This is a genomic window from Neobacillus thermocopriae (assembly GCF_010975035.1).
Taxonomy (GTDB): Bacteria; Bacillota; Bacilli; order Bacillales; family Cytobacillaceae; genus Neobacillus; species Neobacillus thermocopriae.
On the sequence record NZ_JAAIUV010000017.1, the window covers coordinates 1 to 25,867 of the forward strand.

General features: G+C 37.4%; 23 protein-coding genes and 1 rRNA gene. 15 read left to right on the forward strand and 9 right to left on the reverse strand.

From position 1 onward, the window contains the following. From G4Z05_RS11185 to dnaA, 8 genes are all read right to left on the reverse strand, one after another. Nucleotides 1–86: ribosomal RNA gene (locus G4Z05_RS11185) — 16S ribosomal RNA — on the reverse strand; the annotation flags it as partial. Between the two features lie 424 nt (nt 87–510). After that, entirely contained in the window at nt 511–2,982 is a 2,472-nt protein-coding gene (gyrA, locus tag G4Z05_RS11190) for a DNA gyrase subunit A (protein ID WP_038538182.1), read from the reverse strand. A 72-nt stretch (nt 2,983–3,054) separates the two neighbouring features. Then, a complete protein-coding gene (gyrB, locus tag G4Z05_RS11195; protein ID WP_163252025.1) occupies nt 3,055–4,977 on the reverse strand; it encodes a DNA topoisomerase (ATP-hydrolyzing) subunit B in 1,923 nt (640 codons plus the stop codon). Nucleotides 4,978–5,039: 62 nt separating this feature from the next. Next, nucleotides 5,040–5,288, reverse strand: coding sequence for an extracellular matrix regulator RemB (gene remB / locus G4Z05_RS11200; protein ID WP_163251971.1), 249 nt, complete (start codon nt 5,286–5,288; stop codon nt 5,040–5,042). Nucleotides 5,289–5,296: 8 nt separating this feature from the next. After that, nucleotides 5,297–6,415, reverse strand: coding sequence for a DNA replication/repair protein RecF (gene recF, locus G4Z05_RS11205; RefSeq protein ID WP_163251972.1), 1,119 nt, complete (start codon nt 6,413–6,415; stop codon nt 5,297–5,299). A 16-nt stretch (nt 6,416–6,431) separates the two neighbouring features. Continuing rightward, nucleotides 6,432–6,665, reverse strand: coding sequence for a S4 domain-containing protein YaaA (gene yaaA / locus G4Z05_RS11210; protein ID WP_205597531.1), 234 nt, complete (start codon nt 6,663–6,665; stop codon nt 6,432–6,434). A 138-nt stretch (nt 6,666–6,803) separates the two neighbouring features. Further along, the gene (gene dnaN, locus G4Z05_RS11215) at nt 6,804–7,940 is read right to left on the reverse strand and encodes a DNA polymerase III subunit beta (protein WP_163251973.1); all 1,137 of its coding nucleotides are present in this window, start codon (nt 7,938–7,940) and stop codon (nt 6,804–6,806) included. A 240-nt stretch (nt 7,941–8,180) separates the two neighbouring features. Continuing rightward, nucleotides 8,181–9,527 (reverse strand): chromosomal replication initiator protein DnaA, encoded by a 1,347-nt coding sequence (gene dnaA / locus G4Z05_RS11220; protein ID WP_038538164.1) that lies wholly within the window; start codon nt 9,525–9,527, stop codon nt 8,181–8,183. A 691-nt stretch (nt 9,528–10,218) separates the two neighbouring features. Here dnaA and rpmH point away from each other — a divergent pair. From rpmH to G4Z05_RS11275, 11 genes are all read left to right on the forward strand, one after another. Next, complete coding sequence (gene rpmH, locus G4Z05_RS11225; RefSeq protein WP_038538161.1) at nt 10,219–10,353, forward strand: 50S ribosomal protein L34; 135 nt, start codon at nt 10,219–10,221, stop codon at nt 10,351–10,353. 121 nt (nt 10,354–10,474) lie between these two features. Further along, on the forward strand, nt 10,475–10,822 hold the full coding sequence (rnpA, locus tag G4Z05_RS11230; RefSeq protein WP_163251974.1) for a ribonuclease P protein component: 348 nt from the start codon (nt 10,475–10,477) through the stop codon (nt 10,820–10,822). Between the two features lie 165 nt (nt 10,823–10,987). Beyond that, nucleotides 10,988–11,728, forward strand: a complete 741-nt coding sequence (gene spoIIIJ / locus G4Z05_RS11235; RefSeq protein ID WP_374718396.1) for a YidC family membrane integrase SpoIIIJ — start codon at nt 10,988–10,990, stop codon at nt 11,726–11,728. Next, a complete protein-coding gene (jag, locus tag G4Z05_RS11240) occupies nt 11,725–12,351 on the forward strand; it encodes an RNA-binding cell elongation regulator Jag/EloR (RefSeq protein WP_163251975.1) in 627 nt (208 codons plus the stop codon). The genes spoIIIJ and jag overlap by 4 nt, the downstream gene beginning before the upstream one ends. A 308-nt stretch (nt 12,352–12,659) precedes the next feature. Next, nucleotides 12,660–14,045 (forward strand): tRNA uridine-5-carboxymethylaminomethyl(34) synthesis GTPase MnmE, encoded by a 1,386-nt coding sequence (mnmE, locus tag G4Z05_RS11245; RefSeq protein ID WP_163251976.1) that lies wholly within the window; start codon nt 12,660–12,662, stop codon nt 14,043–14,045. Nucleotides 14,046–14,094: 49 nt separating this feature from the next. Continuing rightward, on the forward strand, nt 14,095–15,984 hold the full coding sequence (gene mnmG / locus G4Z05_RS11250; protein ID WP_163251977.1) for a tRNA uridine-5-carboxymethylaminomethyl(34) synthesis enzyme MnmG: 1,890 nt from the start codon (nt 14,095–14,097) through the stop codon (nt 15,982–15,984). Between the two features lie 21 nt (nt 15,985–16,005). Further along, on the forward strand, nt 16,006–16,722 hold the full coding sequence (gene rsmG / locus G4Z05_RS11255) for a 16S rRNA (guanine(527)-N(7))-methyltransferase RsmG (protein ID WP_163251978.1): 717 nt from the start codon (nt 16,006–16,008) through the stop codon (nt 16,720–16,722). 120 nt (nt 16,723–16,842) lie between these two features. Continuing rightward, complete coding sequence (gene noc / locus G4Z05_RS11260; protein WP_163251979.1) at nt 16,843–17,706, forward strand: nucleoid occlusion protein; 864 nt, start codon at nt 16,843–16,845, stop codon at nt 17,704–17,706. Nucleotides 17,707–17,995: 289 nt separating this feature from the next. Then, entirely contained in the window at nt 17,996–18,757 is a 762-nt protein-coding gene (locus G4Z05_RS11265) for a ParA family protein (protein ID WP_163251980.1), read from the forward strand. Further along, nucleotides 18,750–19,601: a ParB/RepB/Spo0J family partition protein gene (locus G4Z05_RS11270; protein ID WP_163251981.1), complete on the forward strand. Its 852-nt coding sequence runs from the start codon at nt 18,750–18,752 to the stop codon at nt 19,599–19,601. Before G4Z05_RS11265 ends, G4Z05_RS11270 begins: the two co-directional genes overlap by 8 nt. A 103-nt stretch (nt 19,602–19,704) precedes the next feature. Beyond that, on the forward strand, nt 19,705–20,418 hold the full coding sequence (locus G4Z05_RS11275; RefSeq protein WP_163251982.1) for a DUF554 domain-containing protein: 714 nt from the start codon (nt 19,705–19,707) through the stop codon (nt 20,416–20,418). A 43-nt stretch (nt 20,419–20,461) separates the two neighbouring features. Here the strand turns inward: G4Z05_RS11275 and yyaC are convergent, their stop codons facing one another. Continuing rightward, nucleotides 20,462–21,079, reverse strand: coding sequence for a spore protease YyaC (gene yyaC, locus G4Z05_RS11280; protein WP_038538131.1), 618 nt, complete (start codon nt 21,077–21,079; stop codon nt 20,462–20,464). Between the two features lie 218 nt (nt 21,080–21,297). Between yyaC and G4Z05_RS11285 the strand changes: the two genes are divergently transcribed. The 4 genes from G4Z05_RS11285 to ychF all read left to right on the forward strand — a co-directional run bounded on the left by G4Z05_RS11285 (nt 21,298) and on the right by ychF (nt 25,715). Next, the gene (locus G4Z05_RS11285) at nt 21,298–22,149 is read left to right on the forward strand and encodes a mechanosensitive ion channel family protein (RefSeq protein ID WP_240465366.1); all 852 of its coding nucleotides are present in this window, start codon (nt 21,298–21,300) and stop codon (nt 22,147–22,149) included. Between the two features lie 13 nt (nt 22,150–22,162). Beyond that, complete coding sequence (locus G4Z05_RS11290) at nt 22,163–22,357, forward strand: DUF951 domain-containing protein (protein ID WP_038538125.1); 195 nt, start codon at nt 22,163–22,165, stop codon at nt 22,355–22,357. An 85-nt stretch (nt 22,358–22,442) separates the two neighbouring features. Then, entirely contained in the window at nt 22,443–24,449 is a 2,007-nt protein-coding gene (locus G4Z05_RS11295) for a molybdopterin-dependent oxidoreductase (RefSeq protein WP_163251984.1), read from the forward strand. 165 nt (nt 24,450–24,614) lie between these two features. Next, entirely contained in the window at nt 24,615–25,715 is a 1,101-nt protein-coding gene (gene ychF / locus G4Z05_RS11300) for a redox-regulated ATPase YchF (protein ID WP_163251985.1), read from the forward strand. Nucleotides 25,716–25,867 lie beyond the last annotated feature (152 nt).

Genomic DNA, 25,867 nt, shown 5'->3' on the forward strand with positions numbered 1-25,867 from the left:
AGCAAGCTTCTATTGGTCCGCTCGACTTGCATGTATTAGGCACGCCGCCAGCGTTCGTCCTGAGCCAGGATCAAACTCTCCAAAAAAGTTGATTAGCTCATAAAATTAACGTTGGCTTCGTTTCGATAGAAACGAATGTTGTGATTTATTGACGTTTTTGGTTGTTTAGTTTTCAAAGATCAATTTTTTTATCGCTCAGAAGCGACTCTATTAATATATCACCGTTTCTAGTGGAAGTCAACATACTTTTTTCATTTTTTTTATTAAAATTAAACAAACACTTTTGCTGCCCTTCATATAGTACTTTCCAACTCAAATAAAGGAAAACAATTACATTCAATTTAAAAAATTATATGGTGAGAAGCCAAGGGCTGACGTCTCACCGCTAAGCCACTTGTATAACCATTTTCAAGTCGATGAGTTACTTTTCTAATCTTATAAAAAAAGGAACACTTAAAGTGCTCCTTTCAAATAAGCTCTCCACCCTCGGAAATACTGCGGTTTTCAATATTATTGGTCACTTGTGTTTTCTTGATCTTCTTCCTTCTCTTCCTTTTCTACCTTAGCTACTGTCGCGACAGATTCATTTTCACTTTCCTTCAGGGTAATAAGCTTCACACCTTGAGTGTTTCGGCCTAATTGAGAAATTCCCGCAACATCAATACGGATTAACACACCACTTGTGGTAATGAGCATTAAATCTTCTTCGCCCGTTACCGTACGTACAGATACAAGCTCTCCATTTTTCTCAGTTATATGGCATGTTTTTATTCCTTTGCCCCCTCTTCCTTGAATCCGATATTCAGAAGCAGGGGTCCGTTTTCCATATCCATTTTTCGTAACAATTAGTATATCATTATTTTCTTCTAATACTTCCATGCCAACAACTTCATCATCACTGTCAAGAGTAATCCCCTTGACTCCCGTAGCCGTACGGCCCATGGAGCGAACTTCTGTTTCAGCAAAGCGAATCAGCATACCTTTTTTAGTTCCAATAATGATATCCTTATTTCCATCTGTTAAGCGAACAGATATTAATTCATCACCTTCACGAAGATTTAGAGCAATTAAGCCATTATTACGGATATGAGCAAAAGATGACAATGGAGAACGTTTTGAAATCCCATCTTTAGTAGTAAAGAATAGATACCAATTATCAACAAATTCCTCAACTGGTATGATTGCGTTAACCCATTCTCCCTTTTCAATTCCAAGTAGATTTATAATCGGAATTCCTTTGGCTGTCCGGCTAAATTCAGGTATATCATACCCTTTGGAACGGTATACTTTTCCTTTATTCGTAAAGAACAAGATTGTATCATGGGTAGAAGTCGTGATTAAATGTTCAACAAAGTCATCTTCATTTGTTCCCATTCCCTGAACACCACGTCCACCTCGTTTTTGGGCACGATAAGTGGAAACAGGAAGACGTTTGATATAGCCGTTATGAGTTAGAGTAATGACAATATTTTCACGAGGAATTAAATCCTCATCTTCAATATTTTCAACTCCTCCTGCGGCAATTTCTGTACGGCGTGTATCATTATAACGCTCTTTTATTTCTAGCAGTTCTTCACGGATAATATCGAGAATTTTTTCTTCATCTGCGAGAATCGCTTTTAATTCAGAAATTAACTTTACTAGACTTTGATATTCTTCTTCAATTTTCTCTCTTTCCAATCCGGTTAAGCGCTGAAGGCGCATATCAAGGATCGCTTGTGCCTGTTTTTCTGATAAATTAAATTCTCTCATTAATCCTTCACGTGCAATATCAGTCGTTTGTGAGTTACGGATTAATGTTATCACTGCATCTAAATGGTCTAGTGCAATACGCAAACCTTCCAAAATATGTGCGCGCGCTTCCGCCTTACGCAATTCAAACTCTGTTCTTCTGCGAATAACAACCTTTTGATGATCTAAATAATGCAACAAACATTGCTTTAGAGTTAACACTTTCGGCTGACCATTCACAAGCGCCAATGTGTTAATTCCGAAACTAGTTTGCATGGCTGTTTGTTTGTATAAATTATTTAACAGCACATTCGCGTTTGCATCTTTCCGTACTTCAATAACAATCCGCATACCCCTGCGGTCGGATTCATCACGTAAATCAGTAATTCCATCAATTTTTTTATCACGGGCTAACTCAGCAATTTTTTCAATCAGCTTTGCTTTGTTGACTTGATATGGTAATTCCTTAACAATAATAACTTCTTTACCATTTGATTTTTGCTCTATTTCCACCTTGGCTCTTAATGTGATGGAGCCACGGCCAGTATCATATGCTTTACGAATACCGCTGCGTCCAAGGATAATCCCACCAGTAGGAAAGTCAGGACCAGGGATAATCTCCATCAATTCCTGTGTGGTAATCTCAGGATCACGGCTCACTGCTAAAACCGCGTCAATTACTTCGCCGAGCTGGTGAGGAGGGATATTAGTCGCCATACCTACAGCAATTCCAGTTGTTCCATTTACTAATAGGTTAGGGAATCTTGCTGGCAATACTACAGGTTCCTTTTCCTCACCATCATAGTTATCTTGATAATCAATTGTATCTTTGTTAATATCTCTTAATAATTCCATGGAAATTTTGGACATTCTCGACTCAGTATATCGCATCGCAGCAGCAGCATCACCGTCAACAGAACCGAAGTTTCCATGACCGTCAACAAGCATATACCGATAGTTAAAATCTTGGGCCATCCGAACCATTGTTTCATAAACAGCCGAATCACCATGAGGGTGATATTTACCGATAACATCCCCAACTATACGGGCTGACTTTTTATATGGTTTGTCTGCATGTATTCCAAGATCATGCATAGCATAAAGAATACGTCGGTGAACCGGCTTTAACCCGTCACGAACGTCCGGAAGAGCCCGTGAGACAATAACACTCATAGCATAGTCAAGGAAGGAAGACTTCATTTCCTGACTAATATTAATCTCTTTTATTTGAGAATTTGGTGTATCAGCCATATTTGGTACCTCCTTTATGGATTACCAAAAAGAAAAAGGAGGATAGAAAGCTCTACCCTTTTTTTCCCTTTGTTATATATCTAAATTCTTTACATATTGAGCATTCTCTTCAATAAAATTACGGCGCGGCTCTACCTTTTCGCCCATTAGCATATCAAAGGTTTCATCGGCCTCAATTGCATCCTCAAGACTGACCTGCAACATCGTTCTGTTTGCTGGATCCATTGTTGTTTCCCATAACTGTTCCGGATTCATTTCTCCCAACCCTTTATACCGCTGAATATTAGGTTTTGGCTGGCTAGGCAATTCAGCAAATATCCGTTCCAGGTCCTTTTCATTATAGGCATATTCAACTCTTTTGCCTTGTTGTACTTTATAAAGTGGCGGCTGTGCAATGTAGACATAGCCTGCTTCGATAATTTTTCTCATATAACGATAGAAGAATGTTAATAATAGTGTCCGAATATGGGCACCATCAACATCCGCATCGGTCATAATGACAATTTTATGATAACGTGCTTTAGAAATATCGAAATCTTCACCAATTCCTGTTCCAATAGCAGTTATCATAGCTCTTACTTCATTATTGGAAAGAATCTTGTCAAGTCGGGCTTTTTCTACATTGAGAATCTTACCTCTAAGCGGCAAAATTGCTTGGAATAAGCGATCACGGCCTTGCTTAGCAGAACCTCCAGCTGAATCACCCTCAACGATATATAATTCGCTTTCAGCAGGGTCTTTAGAAGTACAATCGGCTAATTTCCCTGGTAAACTTGAAACCTCTAAGGCACTTTTTCTTCTTGTTAATTCCCTTGCTTTTTTGGCAGCAATTCGGGCACGAGCTGCCATTAAACCTTTTTCAACGATCTTTCTTGCAACTGTTGGGTTTTCTAGTAAAAACTTTTCGAAAGAACTTGCAAAAATCGTGTCTGTAATGGCTCTAACTTCAGAATTACCAAGTTTGGTCTTAGTCTGTCCCTCAAACTGCGGATCTGGGTGCTTAATTGAAACAATTGCCGTTAATCCTTCGCGAACATCTTCACCTGATAAATTTGAATCATTTTCTTTAATGAGCCCATTTTTGCGGGCATAATCATTAATAACCCTTGTTAAGGCTGTTTTAAAGCCTGATTCATGGGTACCGCCCTCATAAGTGTGAATATTATTGGCAAAAGAATAAATATTATCAGTATAGCCATCATTATATTGAAGGGCTACTTCTACACTAATTCCGTCCCGTTCACCCTCCATGTAGATTGGTTCTTCATGGATAACTTCCTTCGTACGGTTTAAGTGTTCTACATAGGATTTAATTCCGCCCTCGTAATAATACTCATTATGTTTATTTTCCACTCTTTTATCTTCAATCGTAATTTTTATTCCACGATTAAGGAAAGCAAGTTCACGCAATCGAGTAGCAAGAATGTCATAATCATATACTAATGTTTCAGTAAAGATTTCTCCATCTGGCTTAAAATGAGTAATCGTCCCCGTTTTGTCAGTCTCTCCGATTACCTTCAAGTCGGTAACTGGAACTCCCCGTTCATATTTTTGATAATGAATTTTTCCCTCACGATGAACAAACACTTCCAAATAGGTAGAGAGAGCATTAACAACAGAAGCACCCACACCATGGAGTCCTCCAGATACCTTATAACCCCCGCCACCAAATTTACCGCCGGCATGAAGAACAGTCATGATAACCTCCACCGCAGGGCGGCCCATTTTTTCATGGATACCGACCGGAATCCCACGGCCATTATCTTTTACCGTAATGCTGTTATCTTCTCCAATTGTGACATTGATTTCGGTACAGTAACCCGCAAGAGCTTCATCAATACTATTATCTACAATTTCCCAAACGAGATGGTGGAGACCTTTACTGCTTGTTGACCCTATATACATCCCGGGTCTTTTTCGGACAGCTTCAAGCCCCTCCAACACTTGTATCTGATTAGCATCATATGCTTGTTCCTGTACGGCTTTTTGATCCATTGTCACTTATTTCACCTGCACTTTCTGCCTTATGAATCTATAGTTTTAAAAAAATAATCATATTAAAATTCTTGTAAATACATTTGGCTGGAACGTTTTTTTAACGTTCCTGAGGCAATCGGGGATAAATAGATCTTATCAACGGTAATCACAATTGATTTGGTTCTTTTTTTGGACAGGTTAATAACCTCTTTTTGGTGATAGTGAAAGAATTCTTCCATCGACTCTGAATTTTCCGTGCTATCTTTATCTAGTATAGCAATAATATCTTTTAACCTAATATTAAGATCTTCCCCGATATGAATATACATATAGCACCTCAATCACTTTTCTTAATATTGCCGGATGTAACTACAAATGTAGAGGCTTCTTTTAATGTTTGATGATCAATTCCGTCAACACTAGTCGTTGTAACAAAGGTTTGTACCTTTCCTTGAATCGTATTTAATAGGTGTGATTGGCGATAATCATCTAATTCTGATAATACATCGTCCAACAGAAGAATTGGGTATTCACCAATTTCCGCATGAATTAATTCAATTTCAGCTAGCTTAACAGATAGTGCTGTTGTTCGCTGCTGACCTTGAGATCCAAATGTCTGAACATCTCTTTCATTGACATGAAACACGATATCATCCCGGTGGGGGCCAAAAAGTGTGGTCCCACGTTCAATTTCCCTGAATCTAACCTTTTCAAATTTTTCTATAAAACTTGTTACCATTTTCGACAAATCTTGGCCTTCTAATACCTCAACAGACGGTTTATAGTTTATTTCAAGCGTTTCTAACCCTCTTGAGATTCCTTGATGAATGGGCTTTGCCCACTTTTCAAGTAATTGGAGAAATTCAAATCTTTTTGAAACAATTTTCACAGCCATTTGGATAAATTGTTCCGTTAAAACCTCAAGCATGGTTTGATTTGTTTCCCTTTTGCTTTGCAGCATTTTTAAAAAATGATTGCGCTGTTGTAGTACTTTTTGATATTGACTCATATCATGTAAATAAACAGGAGAGATCTGTCCGATTTCCATATCAATAAATCGTCTTCGGACCTGTGGGCTTCCTTTTACAAGGTTGAGATCCTCTGGAGCAAACATGACTACGTTCATATTTCCAACATATTGGCTTAACTTTTGTTGTTCAATATGGTTTAATTTTGCCTTTTTGCCTTTTTTGGAAATGACCAATTCTAATGGCAAGGCACTGTGATGTTTTTGGACCCTTCCCTCTATTTTAGCATAATCTTCATCCCAACGAATGAGATCTTTGTCATTTGAAGTCCGATGGGATTTGGCCATAGCTAAAACATAAATCGACTCCATCACATTTGTTTTTCCTTGAGCATTTTCACCTAGGATGACATTAACTTTATTCTCAAATTCAATCGACAATTCAGGGTAATTCCGGTAATTTTTTAAAACAAGTGATTCTATAAACATGTAAAGTCGTCCTTTATTAGTCAGTAATCAGAAACTCCCCAAAGCCAGGAATTTGGACTATATCTCCGGAACGTAGTTTTCTTCCTCTTCTTTGATCCTGTTCACCATTTATGAACACTTCATGTTCACTTAAAAACCATTTGGCCATTCCGCCAGTTTGAATCACATCTGCGAGCTTTAAAAACTGTCCCAATGTAATAAACTCGGTATCTAGCTTTATTTTCTCAGGCACTTTTTCACCCACATTCATCTAATAATTCTCGTAAAGTCTCAATACTTTATTTTACTAAATTTTCATCCTTAATTCAAAAATTAACAATAAAATTGCAAAGAATGCCGCCTAGAGTGAGGCGGCATATAAAAAAATTTATATAAATTTTATTTAAAATTAATAGGTTCTTACAGGCAAAATCAGCTGTAATATCGTATCATCATGTAGCGGACGGATTAGGAATGGACGCATAGCTCCAGTAAAGCTGATCCGGATATCCGTTCCTTCCAAAGCTTTTAAAGCATCCATCATATATTTCGCACTAAAGGATATTTTTAAGTCCTCTCCTTCAATTGCCTCACTTTGAATTTCTTCAACGACTTTCCCAATTTCAGGTGAATTAGAGGATATTTCGATAATACCATGATCAATTGTAGAAAGCTTAACGACATTATTTCTTCCTTCCCTTGCAAGGAGAGATGCACGATCAATCGCCTGAAGAAATTCCTTCGTATTTACGATTACGTCTGTTTTACTTTCTGTCGGAATTAATCTTGAAGTATCAGGGTAATTTCCTTCTAATAATCTAGAGAAGAAGAGCAAATGTTTCGCTTTAAATAGAATTTGATTTTCTGTAATGACAATATCGATTAATTCATTATTATCATCGATAATTTTGCTTAACTCATTTAAGCTTTTTCCAGGAATGACTACGTTATAAGATTCGTTATTTTCAGCTTCAATTTTTGCCTTTCGGAGGGCAAGACGGTGGCTGTCTGTTGCAATACAGGTTAATTCTCCATTTTCAATTCTCCAGTTTACACCTGTCAAGATTGGTCGAGTTTCTGAAGTAGATACTGCAAAATGAGTTTGACGGATCATTGCTTTTAATAAATCCGTTGGAATATGGAATTTATTATTTTCTTCTATTTGTGGTAGGTGTGGATATTCTTCTGCGTCAAGGCCAATCAAGTTAAACTCTGATTTACCAGAACGAATCACTGTTTGTAGTGAACCTTGTACTTCAATTTCCACTGTATCAGTAGGAAGCTTCTTTACAATTTCACTAAAAAATTTTGCTTGGAGAACAATTGATCCAGTCTCTTTAATTTCAACAATTTCATTGCCTTCTTCTTCTTTGGGAATAAATGATTCAATAGATATATCAGAATCACTACCAGTTAAAGTGACTCCTTCATTTGTTGTAGTAATTTTAATTCCTGTTAAGATCGGAATGGTTGTTCTAGTTGTGACAGCCTTCATTACATCTTGAACACTTTGAACCAGACGGTCTCGTTGGATTATAAATTTCATGTTTAAATCCTCCGTTTTTGGCATATTTTTTAGTGGAAATACATATAATAATTTTTTAAAAAAAGTAGAAGTACTAGTAGGAGTTGTTAACATGTGGATAACTCCTTTTTTTAACGGAAAGACAGCCTATCCACATGTGGACAGACTGTGCACATATCGAAAAAAGTTATTCACATGTTAAACAAATGAAAAGCGCCGTGGCTTTATGCTTCTAGTCGACAGCAGCCAGACACTTTATGATTAAATTTTTAACATCTCATTCAATTCTTTTAATTGTTTTTGTAGTTGGGCATCAGATTGAAGGAGCTTAGAAATTTTTTCATGAGCATGGATGACTGTTGTGTGATCACGTCCTCCAAATTCTTCTCCTATTTTAGGTAAAGAATAATCCGTTAATTCACGAGATAAATACATGGCAATTTGACGTGGAAAAGCAATCGACTTTGTCCGCTTTTTCGCTTTGAAATCTTCTAGTTTCACATTAAACAGTTCTCCAACAGCTTTCTGAATATCATGAATGGTAATAACCTTTGGCTTTGAACTTGGAATAATATCTTTAAGTGCTTCAGCTGCTAAATCTGCATTAATATCTTTGTTAATTAATGAGGAATAGGCAACCACACGGATAAGAGCTCCTTCAAGTTCACGAATGTTGGAATCAATTTGATTAGCAATATAAAGCATCACTTCGTTTGGAATATCTAAACCTTCTGCTTTTGCTTTTTTTCTTAAAATCGCAATTCTTGTTTCAAGGTCAGGAGGAGTAATATCCGTTATTAATCCCCATTCAAACCTAGATCGCAAGCGGTCTTCCAATGTAGGAATTTCTCTTGGTGGCCGGTCACTAGAAATAACAATTTGTTTGCTTTCTTCATGCAAACTATTAAACGTATGGAAAAATTCCTCTTGTGTTGATTCTTTTCCAGCTAAAAACTGAATATCATCTATTAGCAGGACATCGACATTTCGGTATTTATTACGAAAGCTTTCAGCTCGATTGTCACGAATAGAGTTAATGAATTCATTTGTAAATTTTTCCGACGATAAATAAACCACTTTAGCGGAAGGATTATGATCTAATACATAGTGGCCAATGGCATGCATTAAATGTGTTTTACCTAAGCCGACTCCACCGTAAATAAAGAGCGGATTATAGGCTTTTGCCGGTGCTTCGGCTACAGCAAGTGATGCTGCATGGGCAAAACGGTTTCCGGAACCAATTACAAATGTATCAAATGTGTATTTTGAATTTAATATATTTGAAGGAAATTCAATGTGATCATCATCTTTTTTTACTTTTTTCGGAGGAGTTGGGATATCAAATTCCTCCTCTTTTTGATTTTGCGGAATGATGAATTTTACAGATAATTCTTCCCCCGTAATATCATAAAGAATTCCAGAGATTAGCTTAGAGTATCGTTCCTCCAGCCAGTCACGTGCAAATTCATTTGGGGCTGTTATGACAAGCAGATCACCTTGAAGGGAATGAGCCTTGGTTGATTTTAGCCATGTATCAAAACTGGGCTTGCTTATTTTTTTTTCAATCTTTGCAAGTGCTGCATGCCAAAGATCCGCAATATTTTCCAACTAGTTTCCCTCCTTTTTTTAGCCTATAACAATATCTATTTTGTGTTTTCCGCTTTACTCCCTAGAAAATATGATTATTAATGGAGTTTTGCTTTTATCAATCATTTTATTCGATAAAAGTTATCCTAAAATAATATTACTATCTAAAGAGTAGAACCTATGAATTTATAAATATGCATAACAGTGATTGTGGAAAACATATAATAAGGAAATAATGTGGAGTTTCGACAATATCCACTACTTGTGGACAAGTTTTTACAGAACCTCGGAATAACTTACTAACACATTATCCACATTCTGTGGATATCGAAATTTTAGAATAAAGTTATTAAGAGTGAAAACACAAATATAATATCAAATAATAGTTAGGTACGCAATGGTTTTTCAAAGTTTATCCACAAGTGTCGCAACGTGTGAATAAAAATTGTCCACAGGTTGATAGTTTGTGAAAAACCTGTCAATATGTTGTGTGGATATTAAAAAATATGTCGATTTTTTATCCACATATTTTTTGAAGAATTTACATAGGGAATTGTTAATCAAAGAGCAGTATATTTTCTCTAAAAGGAAAACTTTGATAGTTAGATATGAGAGGGAACAAGGTTGACAATTTTAAGCAGACATCTTTATAATAAATAAGACTGTCAATTTGTAATGAATTGAGGGCTATTCCTCTAGGGAGGTGTCATATATGAAAAGAACGTATCAACCAAATAAGCGCAAGCATAGCAAAGTTCACGGTTTCCGTAAACGTATGAGCACAGCAAACGGACGTAAAGTTCTTGCGCGCCGTCGTCGTAAAGGAAGAAAAGTATTATCAGCTTAGACCACTGAAACGTCTCAGTGGTCTTTTTTCGCATTAGTACGTGTTATATATGGATTGTTTGCTAAAAATGTTGATTAGAGCAAAAAGTGTAGGACTCTAAATCGACTGAAGGTGTTTAAAGATGAGAAAAGAGTTGAGAATTAAAAAAAATCAAGACTTTCAAGCGGTGTTCCAAAAGGGACGTTCGTTTGCCAATCGACAATTTGTTGTCTATTCATTGGAAAAAGAGGGACAGGATGCTTTTCGAATCGGCTTATCAGTCAGCAAAAAATTGGGGAATGCCGTAACAAGGAATCGAATTAAAAGATATATTCGACAATCTATTTTTGAACTCAAGGATCAACTAAAACAAGGATATGACTATGTAATTATTGCCAGAAAACCAGCTGCAGAAATGGATATGTCAGAGGTAAAAAAAAGTCTGTCTCATGTACTGAAGGTTGGCAAGGTTTTAGAGAAAGATAAATAGGCGATAATTAGGATGAAAAACAAGTTATTTTCCTACTATAAAGAGACAAGTTTCTATATCACATGTTAAAATATTTTTGAAATTATTCTTACATAAACAGTTTTAATTATAGATGCAAGGAGGAAAAACTGGTTGAAAAAGCGAATATTACTTATATTTGGGATTATGTCAGTACTGCTTTTAGCTGGCTGTACAGAAGTAAATAAGCCAATAACGGCTGAAAGTACCGGGTTTTGGAATGAATATATCGTTTATCCATTATCTTGGCTCATTGTGAAGTGTGCGGAATTACTTGGAGGCAGTTTTGGCTTTTCGATTATCGTTGTCACAATACTTATTCGGTTAGCTATATTGCCTTTGATGATTAAGCAGACAAAAAGTTCAAAAGCCATGCAGGCTCTTCAACCGGAATTGCAGGCACTTCGTGAAAAATATAGTTCTAAAGATGCTAAAACACAACAAAAACTGCAGCAAGAAACGATGGCACTTTTCCAAAAGCATGGGGTTAATCCGATGGCTGGTTGTTTCCCTTTATTAATTCAAATGCCGATTTTAATTGGTTTTTACCATGCGATTATGAGAACGAGGGAAATTGCCGAGCATAATTTCTTATGGTTCGATTTAGGGGAAAAGGACCCACTCTTCTTATTGCCAATTATCGCTGGTATTACAACTTTTATCCAACAAAAAATGATGATGGCTGGCACGACAAACCAAAATCCACAAATGGCCATGATGGTTTGGATGATGCCGATTATGATTGTCATCTTTGCTCTTAACTTCCCGGCAGCCTTATCATTGTATTGGGTAATTGGTAATATTTTTATGATTGTTCAAACTTATTTTATTAAAGGTCCGGAGCTAAAGGCACAAGCTGCCGGCAAAGCGGGAGGAGCAAAAAAGTGAAACAGGTCACTGCTACAGGACAAACCGTCGAAGAAGCAGTAAAATCAGCTTTAGCTCAATTAAAAACGACGAAAGACCGCGCAGAAGTACACATTATCGATGAAGGGAAAAAAGGGATTTTTGGCATTTTTGGTTCACGTCCGGCTGTAGTCAAAGTTACACTCAGCCTTGATCCGATCGAAGAAGCGACGAAGTTTTTAAAACAAGTAAGTAGCCAAATGGGAGCGCCAGTTGAAATTGAAGTAAAACGTGATGGTAAACAGGTGCATTTTATATTAAGTGGTGAGAAAATTGCTCTTTTGATCGGAAAGCGTGGCCAAACGTTAAATTCGCTTCAATATTTAACACAGCTGGTTATCAATCGCCATTCCGATCAATATTTAACGGTGATACTGGATGCGGAAGATTATCGAAACAGAAGAAGTGAAACCCTTATCCAGTTAGCGAATCGCTTAGCTCAAAAGGCGATTAAAACAGGACAAGATGTTGCACTTGAGCCTATGCCATCCTATGAGAGAAAAGTGATTCATACTGCTTTAGCCGATAATAAACAAGTAAAAACCTTATCAGATGGAGTTGAACCGCATCGACATGTGGTTATCTCTCCAGTGAAAACGAAATGATATGAAACATTAAACATCCTATCGATCGATAGGATGTTTTTTTGTACTTTCTTAAAGTGAAATGAACCGAGGAAGATTGGCTTCCTGAAAGTTTATTAGAGAAATTACAGTCTGTGAATAACTTTTACTGCGTATTTTGTTTTATTGTTATTCACATGTGGATAAGTTAAAATAGTACAAGGAATTTTGTTCGTTGTGGATAGTCAAGGTTTGTTTGCTCCAAAGAGGAGAATTTTTATGGTATTCTATTTCTTTGAGACGAAAAAATCATTTATTATAGATAGATTGTTATATGTGAGGTGAAGAAAATGGACTTTGATACAATTGCCGCGATCTCGACGCCCATGGGCGAAGGAGCAATTGCGATCGTCCGTTTAAGTGGAGATCAAGCGATTCCGATTGCGGAGAAATTATTTAAAAGTAAGAGCGGCAAAAAGTTATCAGAGATGGCAACCCATACTATTCACTATGGCCATTTGGTCGATCCGAATAGTGGTCAAGTGATAGAAGAGGTAATGCTCTCTCTAATGAGAGGACCTAAGACTTTTACAAAAGAGGATGTAGTTGAAATAAATTGCCATGGTGGAATTGTATCAGTGAATCGTGTGCTTCAGCTGGTATTAAATCATGGCGCAAGGCTAGCAGAACCTGGAGAATTTACAAAACGAGCATTTTTAAATGGCCGAATAGATTTATCTCAGGCTGAGGCAGTTATGGATTTAATCCGTGCTAAAACAGACCGGGCAATGAATGTGGCACTAGGACAAATGGAAGGACGACTTTCGAAGCTCATTCAAAGACTACGGCAAGAAATCTTGGAAATACTCGCCCATATTGAGGTCAATATTGATTACCCGGAGTACGATGATGTAGAAGAAATGACCCATACGATGTTGTTACCAAAAGCAAATCATGTTCGTGAAGAAATAAAGAAACTTTTACAGACATCGCAGCAGGGAAAGATCTTGCGCGAGGGTTTATCAACGGTCATTGTAGGACGGCCGAATGTAGGGAAATCTTCATTATTAAACAGTCTTGTCCAGGAAAATAAGGCGATTGTGACGGATATCCCTGGTACAACCCGTGATGTCATTGAAGAATATGTCAATGTACGCGGTGTTCCACTAAGATTGTTAGATACTGCCGGGATTAGGGAAACAGAGGATATTGTTGAACGAATTGGCGTGGAACGTTCACGTCAGGTGTTAAAAGAAGCAGATTTAATTTTGCTAGTGTTAAATTACTCTGATGAATTGACAAAAGAGGATGAAAATCTTTTTGAAGCTGTTAAAGGAATGGATGTCATCGTCATTGTCAATAAAACCGATCTTCCTCAGAAAATTGATTTGGAGAGGGTAATGGAATTAGCAAGTGATTATAAATTGGTTACTACCTCGCTAAAAGAGGACCAAGGTGTGGATGAACTAGAAGAAGCTATAGCTTCATTATTCTTTGAAGGTTCGATTGAAGCAAAGGACGTTACCTATGTCTCTAATAGCCGCCACATTGCACTATTAAACCAGAGCTTAAAGGCAATTGAAGAGGCCATTGAAGGCGTGGAAATCGGCACTCCAATAGACATTGTACAAATTGATTTAACAAGAACATGGGAATTGCTAGGGGAGATTATTGGTGATAGTGTCCACGAAAGCCTAATCGACCAGCTCTTCTCGCAATTCTGTCTAGGAAAATAGGAAAAGTTTGATGTAATGCTTCCGATTTGGGCTAAAAAAGGAGGAAATTATGCAATACGAAGCAGGAAATTATGACGTCATTGTCGTTGGTGCCGGTCATGCAGGTTGTGAGGCTGGCCTTGCGGCGGCAAGACTTGGCGCTAAAACTTTAATGATTACCATCAATTTAGATATGGTGGCCTTTATGCCATGCAATCCATCCGTTGGCGGACCAGCAAAGGGGATTGTAGTCCGCGAAATTGATGCACTTGGTGGTGAAATGGCTAAAAACATAGACAAAACTTTAATTCAAATTCGGATGCTGAATACCGGAAAAGGTCCGGCAGTCCGTGCATTAAGAGCGCAAGCAGATAAGTTTGCTTATCAGCATGAAATGAAAAAAACACTAGAAGATGAAAAAAATCTGACATTGATTCAAGGCATGGTTGAGCAATTAATTGTTGAAGATGGAGTATGTAAAGGGGTTATTACTAAAACGGGTGCTATTTACCGCTCAAAAACCGTTGTTATCACAACTGGTACCTTTTTACGTGGAGAAATTATTATTGGAGAATTAAAATATTCGAGTGGACCGAACAATCAGCAACCATCTATCAAGCTATCCGAACATTTAGAACAGCTAGGCTTTGAATTAGTTCGTTTCAAAACAGGAACCCCACCTAGAGTAAATAGTAATACCATTGACTACAGTAAGACAGAAATCCAGCCTGGCGATGAAGTGCCTAGAGCTTTTTCTTATGAAACGACTAAATTTATTACTGACCAACTGCCATGCTGGCTAACTTATACAAATGAGAGAACCCATCAATTGATTGATCAAAATTTGCATCGTTCACCGATGTTTTCTGGGATGATAAAAGGAACGGGGCCGCGATACTGCCCATCAATTGAGGATAAAGTGGTACGTTTTAATGACAAGCCGCGCCATCAGATTTTCCTTGAGCCAGAAGGAAGAAATACGAAAGAAGTGTATGTCCAGGGCTTATCTACGAGCCTTCCGGAAGATGTGCAGCATCAAATTGTTAGAACTGTACCTGGACTTGAAAATGCACAAATGATGAGACCGGGATATGCGATTGAATATGATGCTATTGTGCCAACTCAGCTTTGGCCTACTTTAGAGACAAAAATTGTTAAAAATCTTTATACCGCTGGGCAGATAAATGGAACGTCCGGTTATGAGGAAGCGGCTGGACAAGGTTTAATGGCTGGGATCAATGCTGGATTAAATGCCCTTGGCCGTGATCAGGTAATATTAAGTCGCTCAGATGCCTATATCGGAGTCTTAATCGATGATCTCGTTACAAAGGGAACTAATGAGCCGTACCGTTTATTAACTTCAAGAGCGGAATACCGATTGTTGCTTCGTCATGATAATGCAGATTTAAGATTGACTGAAATTGGTCATAAAATTGGTTTAATTAGTGAAGAACGTTATCAAGCTTTTCTAGCAAAAAAAGCTGCTATTGAGACAGAAATTGAAAGACTTCGTTCAGTTATCATTAAACCAAAGCCAGAGGTCCAAGAATTAATTAGAAGCATTGGCGGAAGCGAATTAAAAGACGGTATCAGGGCTTCAGATTTATTAAAACGACCTGAGATGTCTTATGAATTATTGGAAACACTCACAAAATCTGAAGTCGATTTAGATGACGAAGTAAAGGAACAAGTCGAAATTCAAATTAAATATGAAGGTTATATAGATAAATCATTACAGCAGGTTGAACGAATGAAGAAAATGGAGGATAAAAAAATCCCCGAAAATATTGATTATGATGCCATTTCGGGATTGGCAACCGAGGCTAAGCAAAAATTAAAACAAATTCGACCATTATCGCTGGCCCAAGCCTCCAGAATTTCCGGAGTAAACCCAGCTGATATTTCGATTCTACTTGTTTACTTGGAACAAGGGCGGATTGCACGAATTGCCAACGATTAAATGAGTGAGGAAGAGTTCTTAATGAATGTTGAACAATTTGAAACTAGTCTAAGAGAAAAGGGGATTTCCCTTACCAGTACTCAAATGGTGCAGTTTGAAAAATATTTTGAGACTCTCGTTGAGTGGAATGAAAAAATAAACTTAACTGCTATCACTTCAAAACCAGAAGTTTATTTAAAGCATTTTTATGATTCTCTCTCAGCAGCCTTTTATTTTGATTTTGCCAAACCGTTACGTTTGTGTGATGTAGGGGCAGGTGCCGGGTTTCCGAGCATTCCCTTAAAAATTGTTTTTCCAGAATTGCAATTAACCATTGTTGATTCACTGAATAAACGGATTACTTTTTTAAATCATCTTGCGGATGTCTTATCCTTAAGTAATGTTCAATTCATTCATGACCGGGCGGAAACTTTTGGAGTAAACCCAGTTTATCGAGAAAGTTTTGATGTTGTTACAGCAAGAGCTGTCGCCAGAATGTCGATTTTAAGTGAATTTTGTCTTCCTCTTGTGAAGGTAGGAGGACACTTTGTAGCATTGAAAGCATTACATGCAGAAGAGGAGTTAAAAAAGGGACAAAAGGCGATTACAACTTTAGGTGGGAAAATAGAAAATAAATATACCTTTACATTGCCCATTGAAGAAAGTGAACGTACCATCATCGTTATTAAAAAGGAAAAACAAACACCGAAAAAATTTCCTCGGAAACCGGGGACACCGGCGAAGTCACCAATTGAGTAATTCTTACATTTGCGGCTTAGCAGTACTAACAATTTAGGGATAAAAATGTTATCCTAGGCAGGAAGAAACTATTTGAATAGAGAATAAGTATAAGGGAGTTTCCTTAAGGTGGTGTTGGGGATGAAAAATTCGTTTACACGCTTTTTTGGCTTTGGCGATAAGGGAGATCAAACAATAGAGCTAGAAGAAGAGCTGAATATAAAAAGAAACGACGAAATTAAGAAAATACCAATAAATCAAATAGTTCCTAACCGTTTCCAGCCTCGAACAGTCTTTGATGAAGAAAAAATTGAAGAATTATCACGAACCATTCATATACATGGAATTATTCAACCAATCGTTGTTAGAGAATTTGCTGCTGGCAAATATGAAATTATCGCCGGAGAACGCCGCTGGCGGGCTATGAAAAAATTAGGATGGACAGAGGTACCTGCCATCGTTAAAAATATGACAGATACAGAAACGGCTTCTGTCGCATTAATTGAAAATCTGCAGCGCGAAAACTTGTCCCCCATTGAGGAAGCCATTGCATACGGAAAGCTGCTGGAGCTTCATAACTTAACCCAAGAGGCGTTGGCTCAACGACTTGGGAAGGGACAATCTACAGTGGCAAATAAGCTACGTTTGTTAAAATTGCCGCAACCAATTCAAGATGCGTTATTAAATAAAGAGATTACAGAAAGACATGCCCGTGCTTTAATACCTTTGAAGGATCCGGAAAAACAAATAGCATTGTTAACGGAAATTATGGAGAAGAATTTAAACGTTAAGCAAACAGAAGAACGGGTTGCAAAGTTATTACAGCCAAAAAAAGAAAAGCAGAAACCGAAACGAAAGGCGTTCAGCAAGGATATGAGAATCGCAGTCAATACCATCCGCCAATCACTATCAATGGTATCAGACAGCGGAATTACGCTTGATTCTGAAGAAGAAGAATTTGAGGATTTCTATCAATTTACTATTCGAATTCCAAAGAAAAAATAAAAATAACGGAATCTATAAAGAGGCTGACAATGATGTCAGGCTCTTTTTTGTAAGGGAAATTAAAATAATTGCCTGAATTTACTCTTCTTTTTTATTTATTGGGAAATTCAACGGGTTTGTTGGATTATTTTTTGAAAAAAAACAACATCCTTTTTATTTCATGTTAAAATATAGGAATGGAATTTAAATTTTTTTACTAGATGGACATCGACCAATTTAGGAGTCATCTAAATGAAAATACAAGTTTTTGAGAATTATATTATGGAAGAATTAAAGGGTAGGTGACATCGTGGGTAAAATTCTTGCAATCGCGAATCAAAAGGGCGGAGTCGGCAAAACGACTACCTCTGTCAATCTGGGCGCCTGCTTAGCATATATTGGGAAGCGTGTCTTACTTGTGGATATTGATCCACAAGGAAATGCGACAAGTGGGGTAGGAATCGAAAAGGCAGAAGTAGACCAATGTATTTACGATGTTTTAGTAGATGATGTAGAAGCGAAGGATGTTATAAAGTCAACGGCAATAGAAAATTTATATGCCATACCGGCTACCATTCAACTTGCAGGAGCAGAGATTGAATTAGTTCCAACCATTTCAAGAGAAGTTCGATTAAAACGTGCTCTTGAAGAAGTGAAGGACCAATTTGATTACATTATTATTGATTGTCCCCCTTCTTTAGGTTTATTGACAATCAATGCGTTAACGGCATCTGATTCGGTGTTAATACCTGTTCAGTGTGAGTATTATGCATTGGAAGGGTTAAGCCAGTTATTGAATACGGTAAGACTTGTACAAAAGCATTTAAATCAAGAATTAAAAATTGAAGGCGTTTTATTAACCATGTTGGATGCTCGGACAAACCTTGGCATTCAAGTGATTGAAGAAGTAAAAAAATATTTTCAGGATAAAGTGTATAAAACCATTATCCCAAGAAATGTACGTCTAAGTGAGGCTCCAAGCCATGGGGAACCAATTATAAGCTATGATGCAAAGTCCCGTGGAGCAGAGGTATATTTAGATTTAGCAAAGGAAGTGGTTTCGAATGGCTAAAGGTTTAGGAAAAGGCTTGAATGCATTTTTTAATATGGAAGCCAGTAAAGAAGAGATAGTCCAAGAAATTAAATTAAAGGATTTGCGTCCCAACCCTTACCAGCCTCGAAAACATTTCCAAAAAGAAGCGATTGATGAGCTAAAAGCGTCCATCATAGAGCACGGTATATTACAGCCCATTATTGTTAGAAAAACGATAAAAGGGTATGAAATTGTGGTTGGTGAGCGACGCTACCGTGCAGCTAAAGAAGCGAAGCTTGAGTCTATTCCTGCCGTAGTACGTGAACTGTCAGAACAGCAAATGATGGAGCTAGCTGTCCTTGAAAACCTTCAACGTGAGGATTTAAATCCTATCGAAGAGGGGGCTGCTTATCAAGCGTTAATGGACAAGCTGAAACTGACCCAAGAAGAAGTGGCGAAGCGCTTAGGGAAAAGCAGACCGCATATAGCGAATCATATCCGTCTCTTGTCCCTCCCTCCTGCTGTTCAAGAATTAATTTCATCAGGCAAAATTACTATGGGACATGGTCGTGCCTTACTTGGATTAAGGCAAAAAAACAAGCTTTCTCAGGTAGTAGAAAAAACAATTAAGGAATCACTAAACGTACGGCAATTAGAAAAATTGATTCAGCAGTTAAATGAAAATGTTTCACGTGAAACAAAAAAGCCTGAAAAGAAAAAAGATATTTTTATTCAAGAACAAGAACATACTCTTCGTGAGCGTTTTGGTACGACAGTAAATATTAAAAAGAATAAAAATAAAGGAAAAATTGAAATTGAATTTTTCTCTGACGAGGATTTAGAACGCATTTTAGGTTTATTGGGGCAAAAGGAAAACGTATAAGCCATCTAATGGATGGTTTATTTTTTTTAGTAAATTTATTCATCATATATGACTATTAAACGTCTAAAAATTTTTGAAGGGTATAAGAAAAGGAGAAAATCCAATGTTTTTATTAGGGACGCTTGTAAATGGTTTATTCATTATTTTTGGAACGCTAGTCGGTAAATTATTTAACCGTATTCGGGAAGAGATGAAAACAACGGTGATGCATGCCATCGGCTTAGCCGTTATAGTGTTAGGATTACAAATGGGGCTTAAAAGTGAAAACTTTTTAATTGTCATTATCAGCCTCATTACTGGCTCTGTTATTGGTGAACTACTTCAGCTGGAAGATAAACTAAACAAGCTAGGAAAATGGCTGGAACAAAAGATTGGTTCCAAAGGTGAGTCACGGATTTCGGAAGGATTTGTTACGGCTACCTTAATTTTTGTGATTGGAGCAATGGCCATTATTGGGGCATTGGATAGTGGGATTCGTGGTGACCATGATGTGTTATATACAAAAGCGATTATTGATGGATTTACTGCCTTAGTATTAACAACTACATTGGGAATAGGAGTTATATTTTCATTTATCCCGGTTGTACTTTATGAAGGTCTCATTGCTTTATTTGCCACACAGATTGACCGAATTGTCCCAAAAGTTTTATTGGATCAGTTTATTTTGGAAATGACGGCTACTGGTGGAATTATGATTTTTGCTATTGGTTTAAATCTTACAGGATTGACGAAAATAAAGGTTGCAAATTTGCTGCCGGCGATTTTAATGGTTGGGATTATTGTAACCATTCTTTATCATTATCAGCTATATTTGTAAGTAAGACAAAAAAGAGCATTCGCTAAATGGTTGCGATTGCTCTTTAATTGGTATTTTCTTCTTCCACCCAGTTTATTTCTGCCCAGCGCTGTTTTTGGTATAGTAAACTAGCATGGTAAATTCCATTTGCAATTGTTTTTGCCATTTTCATCACTAGACTTAATCGGGTATTTTGTAAAACAAAAAATTCCATAAACCCGCTGACATTTACAATTCCGGTAATATGTATTTCCCCTACCGGCGGCAATTCTTTGTTTACTCCAGCACCAGGTCTTACAGGTCCATTCCCTAACTGAATGGCTCCTACATTTTTTAAACGACCAAGGCATGCATCAATGCCAATAATAAATGGATCATGGTGTTTGGCATGTATTTCTTTTAGTTTCTCTTCAAGGTTAACAGCATGGATTGGTTCATCTAATGTTCCGTATACATAAAAGGAGTTGAGCCTTTTCTCCTCCAGCAATGTTCCAATTAGTGGACCTAATGAATCGCCAGTTGAACGATCTGTTCCAATACAAACAAACACAATGGGACGGCTTGTAACAGATATAGGTAAATGAATGAGTAGCTCCTCTGCTAGATTCTCGGCCGCGTGGAGCTCATCGTGCATAATTTGTGTTTTTGTTTTCTTGTTAAAAACCATTGCTTTCAGATTCATTAAGCCCACTCCCTAAAAATAATTGCTAAATTATGCCTTAACAGTATACGGAAAAATTAGGGAAACTATACATGGTGGAGACAAAAAAGATAAAAAACAGATTTCTATCCACTGTTAAGAAAAATTGATACAATAATGGTTAAATGTAAAAGTAGAAAGTAGGTGTGTGTATGGTGTTATCTGAAAAAACTTTTACAGAGAAGGGCATTCAAAAACTGATGAATAAATTACAAGATGAAAACCTTTGGTTGAATATCGGTGAAGGTATTCTTAAAATTGTCATTATCTTGGTTATTGCCAATGTACTAATTCGTCTAGGAAAGGTAGCGATTCATAACATATTTAAAATAAGAAATCTTACCCCATTAAATACATCCACAAGGCGAGAGGATACACTGGCAAGACTTTTAGAAAATATCCTTACTTATGTGGTTTATTTTATTGCTTTTATGATGATCCTTTCTGTATTTCATATTGATGTTAAGGCATTGCTTGCCGGGGCTGGGATTGTCGGTTTAGCTGTTGGTTTTGGAGCACAAAGTTTGGTTAAAGATGTGATCACAGGATTCTTCATTATATTTGAGGATCAATTTTCTGTTGGTGATCATGTCAGAATTGGTGAGTTCGAAGGAACTGTTGAAACAATAGGTCTAAGGACGACAAAAATAAAAAGCTGGACAGGTGAGGTCCATATTATTCCAAATGGAAATATACTTGAAGTGACTAATTTTTCTATTAATAATAGTATTGCTGTGGTCGATATTAACATTCCATACGAAGAAAATATTGATGAGGTTCAAAGGATTATTAATGAACTATTGGACACAATGCCGGATCAATATGAAGAATTAGTTAATCGACCTGAGTTATTGGGTGTACAGATGCTTGGACCAACAGAAGTCACATTACGGGTAACTGCAGAAACATTGCCAATGCAGCACTTTGGGGTTGCGCGTAAAATGAGAAAGGATATTAGACTTTACTTAGACCAGCATGGAATTCAGATTCCTTATCCAAAGATGGTTATGTATTCTAAGGATTCAGTAGATACAAAACAAATGGGTGTATAAGGAGTGATCTTTAATGGAAAAGGAATTTGGTCTATATGATATCGTTGAGATGAAAAAGCAACATCCATGCGGAACTAATCGTTGGAAAATTATTCGTATGGGAATGGACATTCGAATTAAATGTGAAGGATGTCAGCACAGTGTATTGATTCCAAGAAAAGAATTTACGCGAAAAATGAAGAAGATTTTAGTAAAGCATGAAGGATAAGACTTCATGCTTTCTTTTTTTATGGAAATTGTATTATTCTTATTAGAAAAGTAAAGATTGATCCGTTTTTTATGGGGGTGGAGTTGTGGCTTATGTAAAGAAAGCGGCCTGTCCTTTGAATTGCTGGGATAGCTGTGGATTAATGGTAACTATAGAGAATGACCGAGTTATAAAAGTAGAAGGTGACCCAGACCATCCAATTACGAAAGGGAAAATTTGCGGCCGGGGGCGAATGCTGGAGAAACGGACAAATTCAAAGCTACGTCTTTTGCACCCTATGAAAAAAATAAACGGTACTTTCAAAGAAATTTCTTGGGAGCAGGCTTTAGACGAAATTGCTGATCGATTAAAAGAAATAAAAGAATGCTACGGCACAACAGCCGTTTTACATAGTCATGATTATGCGAATAATGGGATATTAAAAAATTTGGACCAGCGCTTTTTTAATTGCTATGGAGGAGTAACGGAGCTTTATGGTTCACTGTGTTGGGGCTCTGGAATTGAAGCTCAAAAATGGGATTTCGGGAATGCTTTAAGCCATGAACCGGAGGATATCTTTAACAGTAAAAATATTGTTGTATGGGGCAGAAACGTAGCCCGAACCAATATGCATTTATATGAAAAACTGTTGGAAGCCAAAAAAAGAGGCGCCAAACTGTTTGTCATTGACCCCATTTACCATGCCACGGCCAAAATTGCCGACCAATTTATTTCCATTAAACCAGGAATGGATGGAATTTTAGCTGCAGGAATTATGAAAGAAATGCTTCGGCTCGGCTTGGAAGATCGCACTTTTATTGAGCAATATACCTATGGATTTCAAGATTTACTGAAGCTCCTTCATAGTATTTCGCTCGAAACTGTCTCTGAAATGACAGAAGTGCCATTGGAAGTTATCACTCAATTAGCTGGTGTTTATGCTGATAAGCCTGTCTCCACTTATATGGGACTTGGGTTGCAACGCTATAAAAATGGTGGGAATACCATTCGATTGATTGATGCACTTGTTGCAGTAAGCGGAAATATTGGGGTTCCTGGAGGTGGAGCAAACTATGCGAATCTTCAGGTGGGACAAAGCTTTGCTTATGATCAATTAACCCTGCCGGAAAGGAGACAAAATCATCGCTTGTTTTCTATTATGAAGCAGGCGGAGGAAGTGCTCTCAGCTAGGGATCCTGAAATTAAAATGATTATGGTTACTTGTGGGAACCCCATCACTCAGGTTCCGGATTCGCGAATGGTCAAGAAAGCCTTCAAATCCGTAGAAACCCTTGTTGTCATGGACCAATATATGACGGACACAGCAAAACTTGCAGATTACATTTTACCAGTCACAACGGCGTTTGAAGAAGAAGATTTTTATTTCTCATCCATGTACCATCATTATGTAAATTATGGACCAAAGCTTGTGTCTGCTCCAGGAGAAGCAAAGCCTGATTTGTGGATTTGGACACAGCTAGCTAATCGTCTTGGTTTTGGGAAGGACTTTGATTTTTCTCGGGATGAATGGCTGAAAATGACATTGAAACCTTTAGAACAAATGGGACTTACCCTTGAAAAATTGAAACAAAAACACACATTCGAACTACCGGTTTCAAAAGTTCCATGGCAAGATCGAAAGTTTCAAACTCCTACAGGTAAATTTGAGTTTACGTCCATCCTTGGACAACAAAAAGGAAAAACAGGTTTATTAACATTGGCTGTTCCGGATGAATCGAAATGGTCTAATCCATCATTAGCAGAACAATATCCATATAACCTGTTGACCATCCATCCGATGAGATCTAATCATTCGCAGAACTATCATTTATTAAATGGTCATGTAAAGCTGAAGGTAGAAGTCGCTGAAAATATTGCTCAAAATCTTGGCTTGCAAAATGGGGACTATGTAAGGGTATGGAATGACCGTGGTGAAGTTAAAGGCTATGTCTCTGTTTTAGGAACGCTCCATCCTGATACAATTAATATTGATGAAGGAATTTGGGAGGAATTCGGGGGTCCTGTTAATAATTTGACATCTAGTAGAGAATCTGATAATGGACTTGGAAGTACACTATACGATTGTCTTGTCAATCTTGAAAAAGTGAACTAGACTGGTGCTGCTTGGTGCCAGTTTTTTTTCTATATCATAGACATGTTCCCATTCTAATTTTCCTTGTTTTTTTGGCCGCCAATGCCTATAATTGTGAAAGACTTGTATAGTTATGATTCGATAATCATTTTAAGATAGATTTATTTTTTCGAGGAGTGAACGTGAATGGCTTTAACAGCAGGTATTGTAGGTTTGCCGAACGTTGGCAAATCCACATTGTTTAATGCAATTACCCAGGCGGGGGCAGAATCGGCCAATTATCCTTTCTGTACGATTGATCCCAATGTCGGTATTGTAGAAGTACCAGATCCCCGCTTACAAAAACTAACAGAATTGGTTCAACCAAAAAAGACCGTGCCAACCACTTTTGAATTTACAGATATTGCTGGAATTGTAAAAGGGGCAAGTAAAGGAGAAGGGTTAGGAAATAAGTTTCTTTCTCATATCCGTGAAGTAGATGCTATCTGTCAAGTGGTTCGTTGCTTTGCTGATGAAAATATTACTCACGTAGCTGGAAAGGTTGACCCGATTTCCGATATTGAAACGATTAATTTGGAATTAATTCTGGCTGACATGGAATCGGTTGAAAAGCGTATAAGCCGTGTTGAAAAATTAGCCAAGCAAAAAGATAAAGATGCCGTTGCTGAATTTGAAGTACTCTCTATGTTAAAGGATGCTTTTGAAGCAGAAAAACCAGCACGGTCTGTGGAATTTACAGATGAGCAAATGAAAATTGTTAAAAATTTGCACCTTTTAACGATTAAACCTATGCTTTATGTGGCTAATGTCGGCGAAGAAGATGTGGCCGATCCATCTTCAAACGAATATGTGCAAAAGGTTCGTGAATATGCTGCGAAAGAAAATTCTGAGGTTATCGTTGTATGTGCAAAAATTGAAGAGGAAATTGCCGAGCTTGATGGAGAAGAAAAACAAATGTTCCTTCAAGAATTAGGTATTGAGGAATCTGGTTTGGACCAATTAATTCGTGCAGCATATAGCCTGCTTGGACTGGCTACCTACTTTACTGCTGGTGTACAAGAAGTTCGCGCTTGGACGTTTAGAAAAGGAATGAAGGCACCTCAATGTGCCGGTATTATTCACTCCGATTTTGAACGAGGATTTATCAGGGCAGAAACGGTTTCTTTTGATGATTTAGTAGCTGCGGGAAGTTATAATGCTGCAAAAGAAGCAGGAAAAGTCCGTCTGGAAGGAAAAGACTATGAAGTACAAGACGGCGATGTTATGCATTTCCGTTTTAATGTATAATTTTTTAAGAGCTGACAGATTTGTCAGCTTATTTTTTTCAAAACAGGGCAATCCTGTAATGAGCATTGCTTTTCCTATTATGTTATGTTATACTTTCATCTTGTGAGTAATGAAAATTGCTCCTTGCCCAATCGGGCCGTTTAGACCAAAAG

Excerpts from the sequence above, each read along its gene's own strand:
- gyrA (WP_038538182.1), bottom strand. The coding sequence starts at position 2,982 with ATGGCTGATACACCAAATTCTCAAATAAAAGAGATTAATATTAGTCAG.
- gyrB (WP_163252025.1), bottom strand. The coding sequence starts at position 4,977 with ATGGATCAAAAAGCCGTACAGGAACAAGCATATGATGCTAATCAGATA.
- remB (WP_163251971.1), bottom strand. The coding sequence starts at position 5,288 with ATGTATATTCATATCGGGGAAGATCTTAATATTAGGTTAAAAGATATT.
- recF (WP_163251972.1), bottom strand. The coding sequence starts at position 6,415 with ATGTTTATAGAATCACTTGTTTTAAAAAATTACCGGAATTACCCTGAA.
- yaaA (WP_205597531.1), bottom strand. The coding sequence starts at position 6,665 with ATGAATGTGGGTGAAAAAGTGCCTGAGAAAATAAAGCTAGATACCGAG.
- dnaN (WP_163251973.1), bottom strand. The coding sequence starts at position 7,940 with ATGAAATTTATAATCCAACGAGACCGTCTGGTTCAAAGTGTTCAAGAT.
- rpmH (WP_038538161.1), top strand. The coding sequence starts at position 10,219 with ATGAAAAGAACGTATCAACCAAATAAGCGCAAGCATAGCAAAGTTCAC.
- rnpA (WP_163251974.1), top strand. The coding sequence starts at position 10,475 with ATGAGAAAAGAGTTGAGAATTAAAAAAAATCAAGACTTTCAAGCGGTG.
- spoIIIJ (WP_374718396.1), top strand. The coding sequence starts at position 10,988 with ATGTCAGTACTGCTTTTAGCTGGCTGTACAGAAGTAAATAAGCCAATA.
- mnmE (WP_163251976.1), top strand. The coding sequence starts at position 12,660 with ATGGACTTTGATACAATTGCCGCGATCTCGACGCCCATGGGCGAAGGA.
- mnmG (WP_163251977.1), top strand. The coding sequence starts at position 14,095 with ATGCAATACGAAGCAGGAAATTATGACGTCATTGTCGTTGGTGCCGGT.
- rsmG (WP_163251978.1), top strand. The coding sequence starts at position 16,006 with ATGAATGTTGAACAATTTGAAACTAGTCTAAGAGAAAAGGGGATTTCC.
- noc (WP_163251979.1), top strand. The coding sequence starts at position 16,843 with ATGAAAAATTCGTTTACACGCTTTTTTGGCTTTGGCGATAAGGGAGAT.
- G4Z05_RS11270 (WP_163251981.1), top strand. The coding sequence starts at position 18,750 with ATGGCTAAAGGTTTAGGAAAAGGCTTGAATGCATTTTTTAATATGGAA.
- G4Z05_RS11275 (WP_163251982.1), top strand. The coding sequence starts at position 19,705 with ATGTTTTTATTAGGGACGCTTGTAAATGGTTTATTCATTATTTTTGGA.
- yyaC (WP_038538131.1), bottom strand. The coding sequence starts at position 21,079 with ATGAATCTGAAAGCAATGGTTTTTAACAAGAAAACAAAAACACAAATT.
- G4Z05_RS11285 (WP_240465366.1), top strand. The coding sequence starts at position 21,298 with ATGAATAAATTACAAGATGAAAACCTTTGGTTGAATATCGGTGAAGGT.
- G4Z05_RS11290 (WP_038538125.1), top strand. The coding sequence starts at position 22,163 with ATGGAAAAGGAATTTGGTCTATATGATATCGTTGAGATGAAAAAGCAA.
- ychF (WP_163251985.1), top strand. The coding sequence starts at position 24,615 with ATGGCTTTAACAGCAGGTATTGTAGGTTTGCCGAACGTTGGCAAATCC.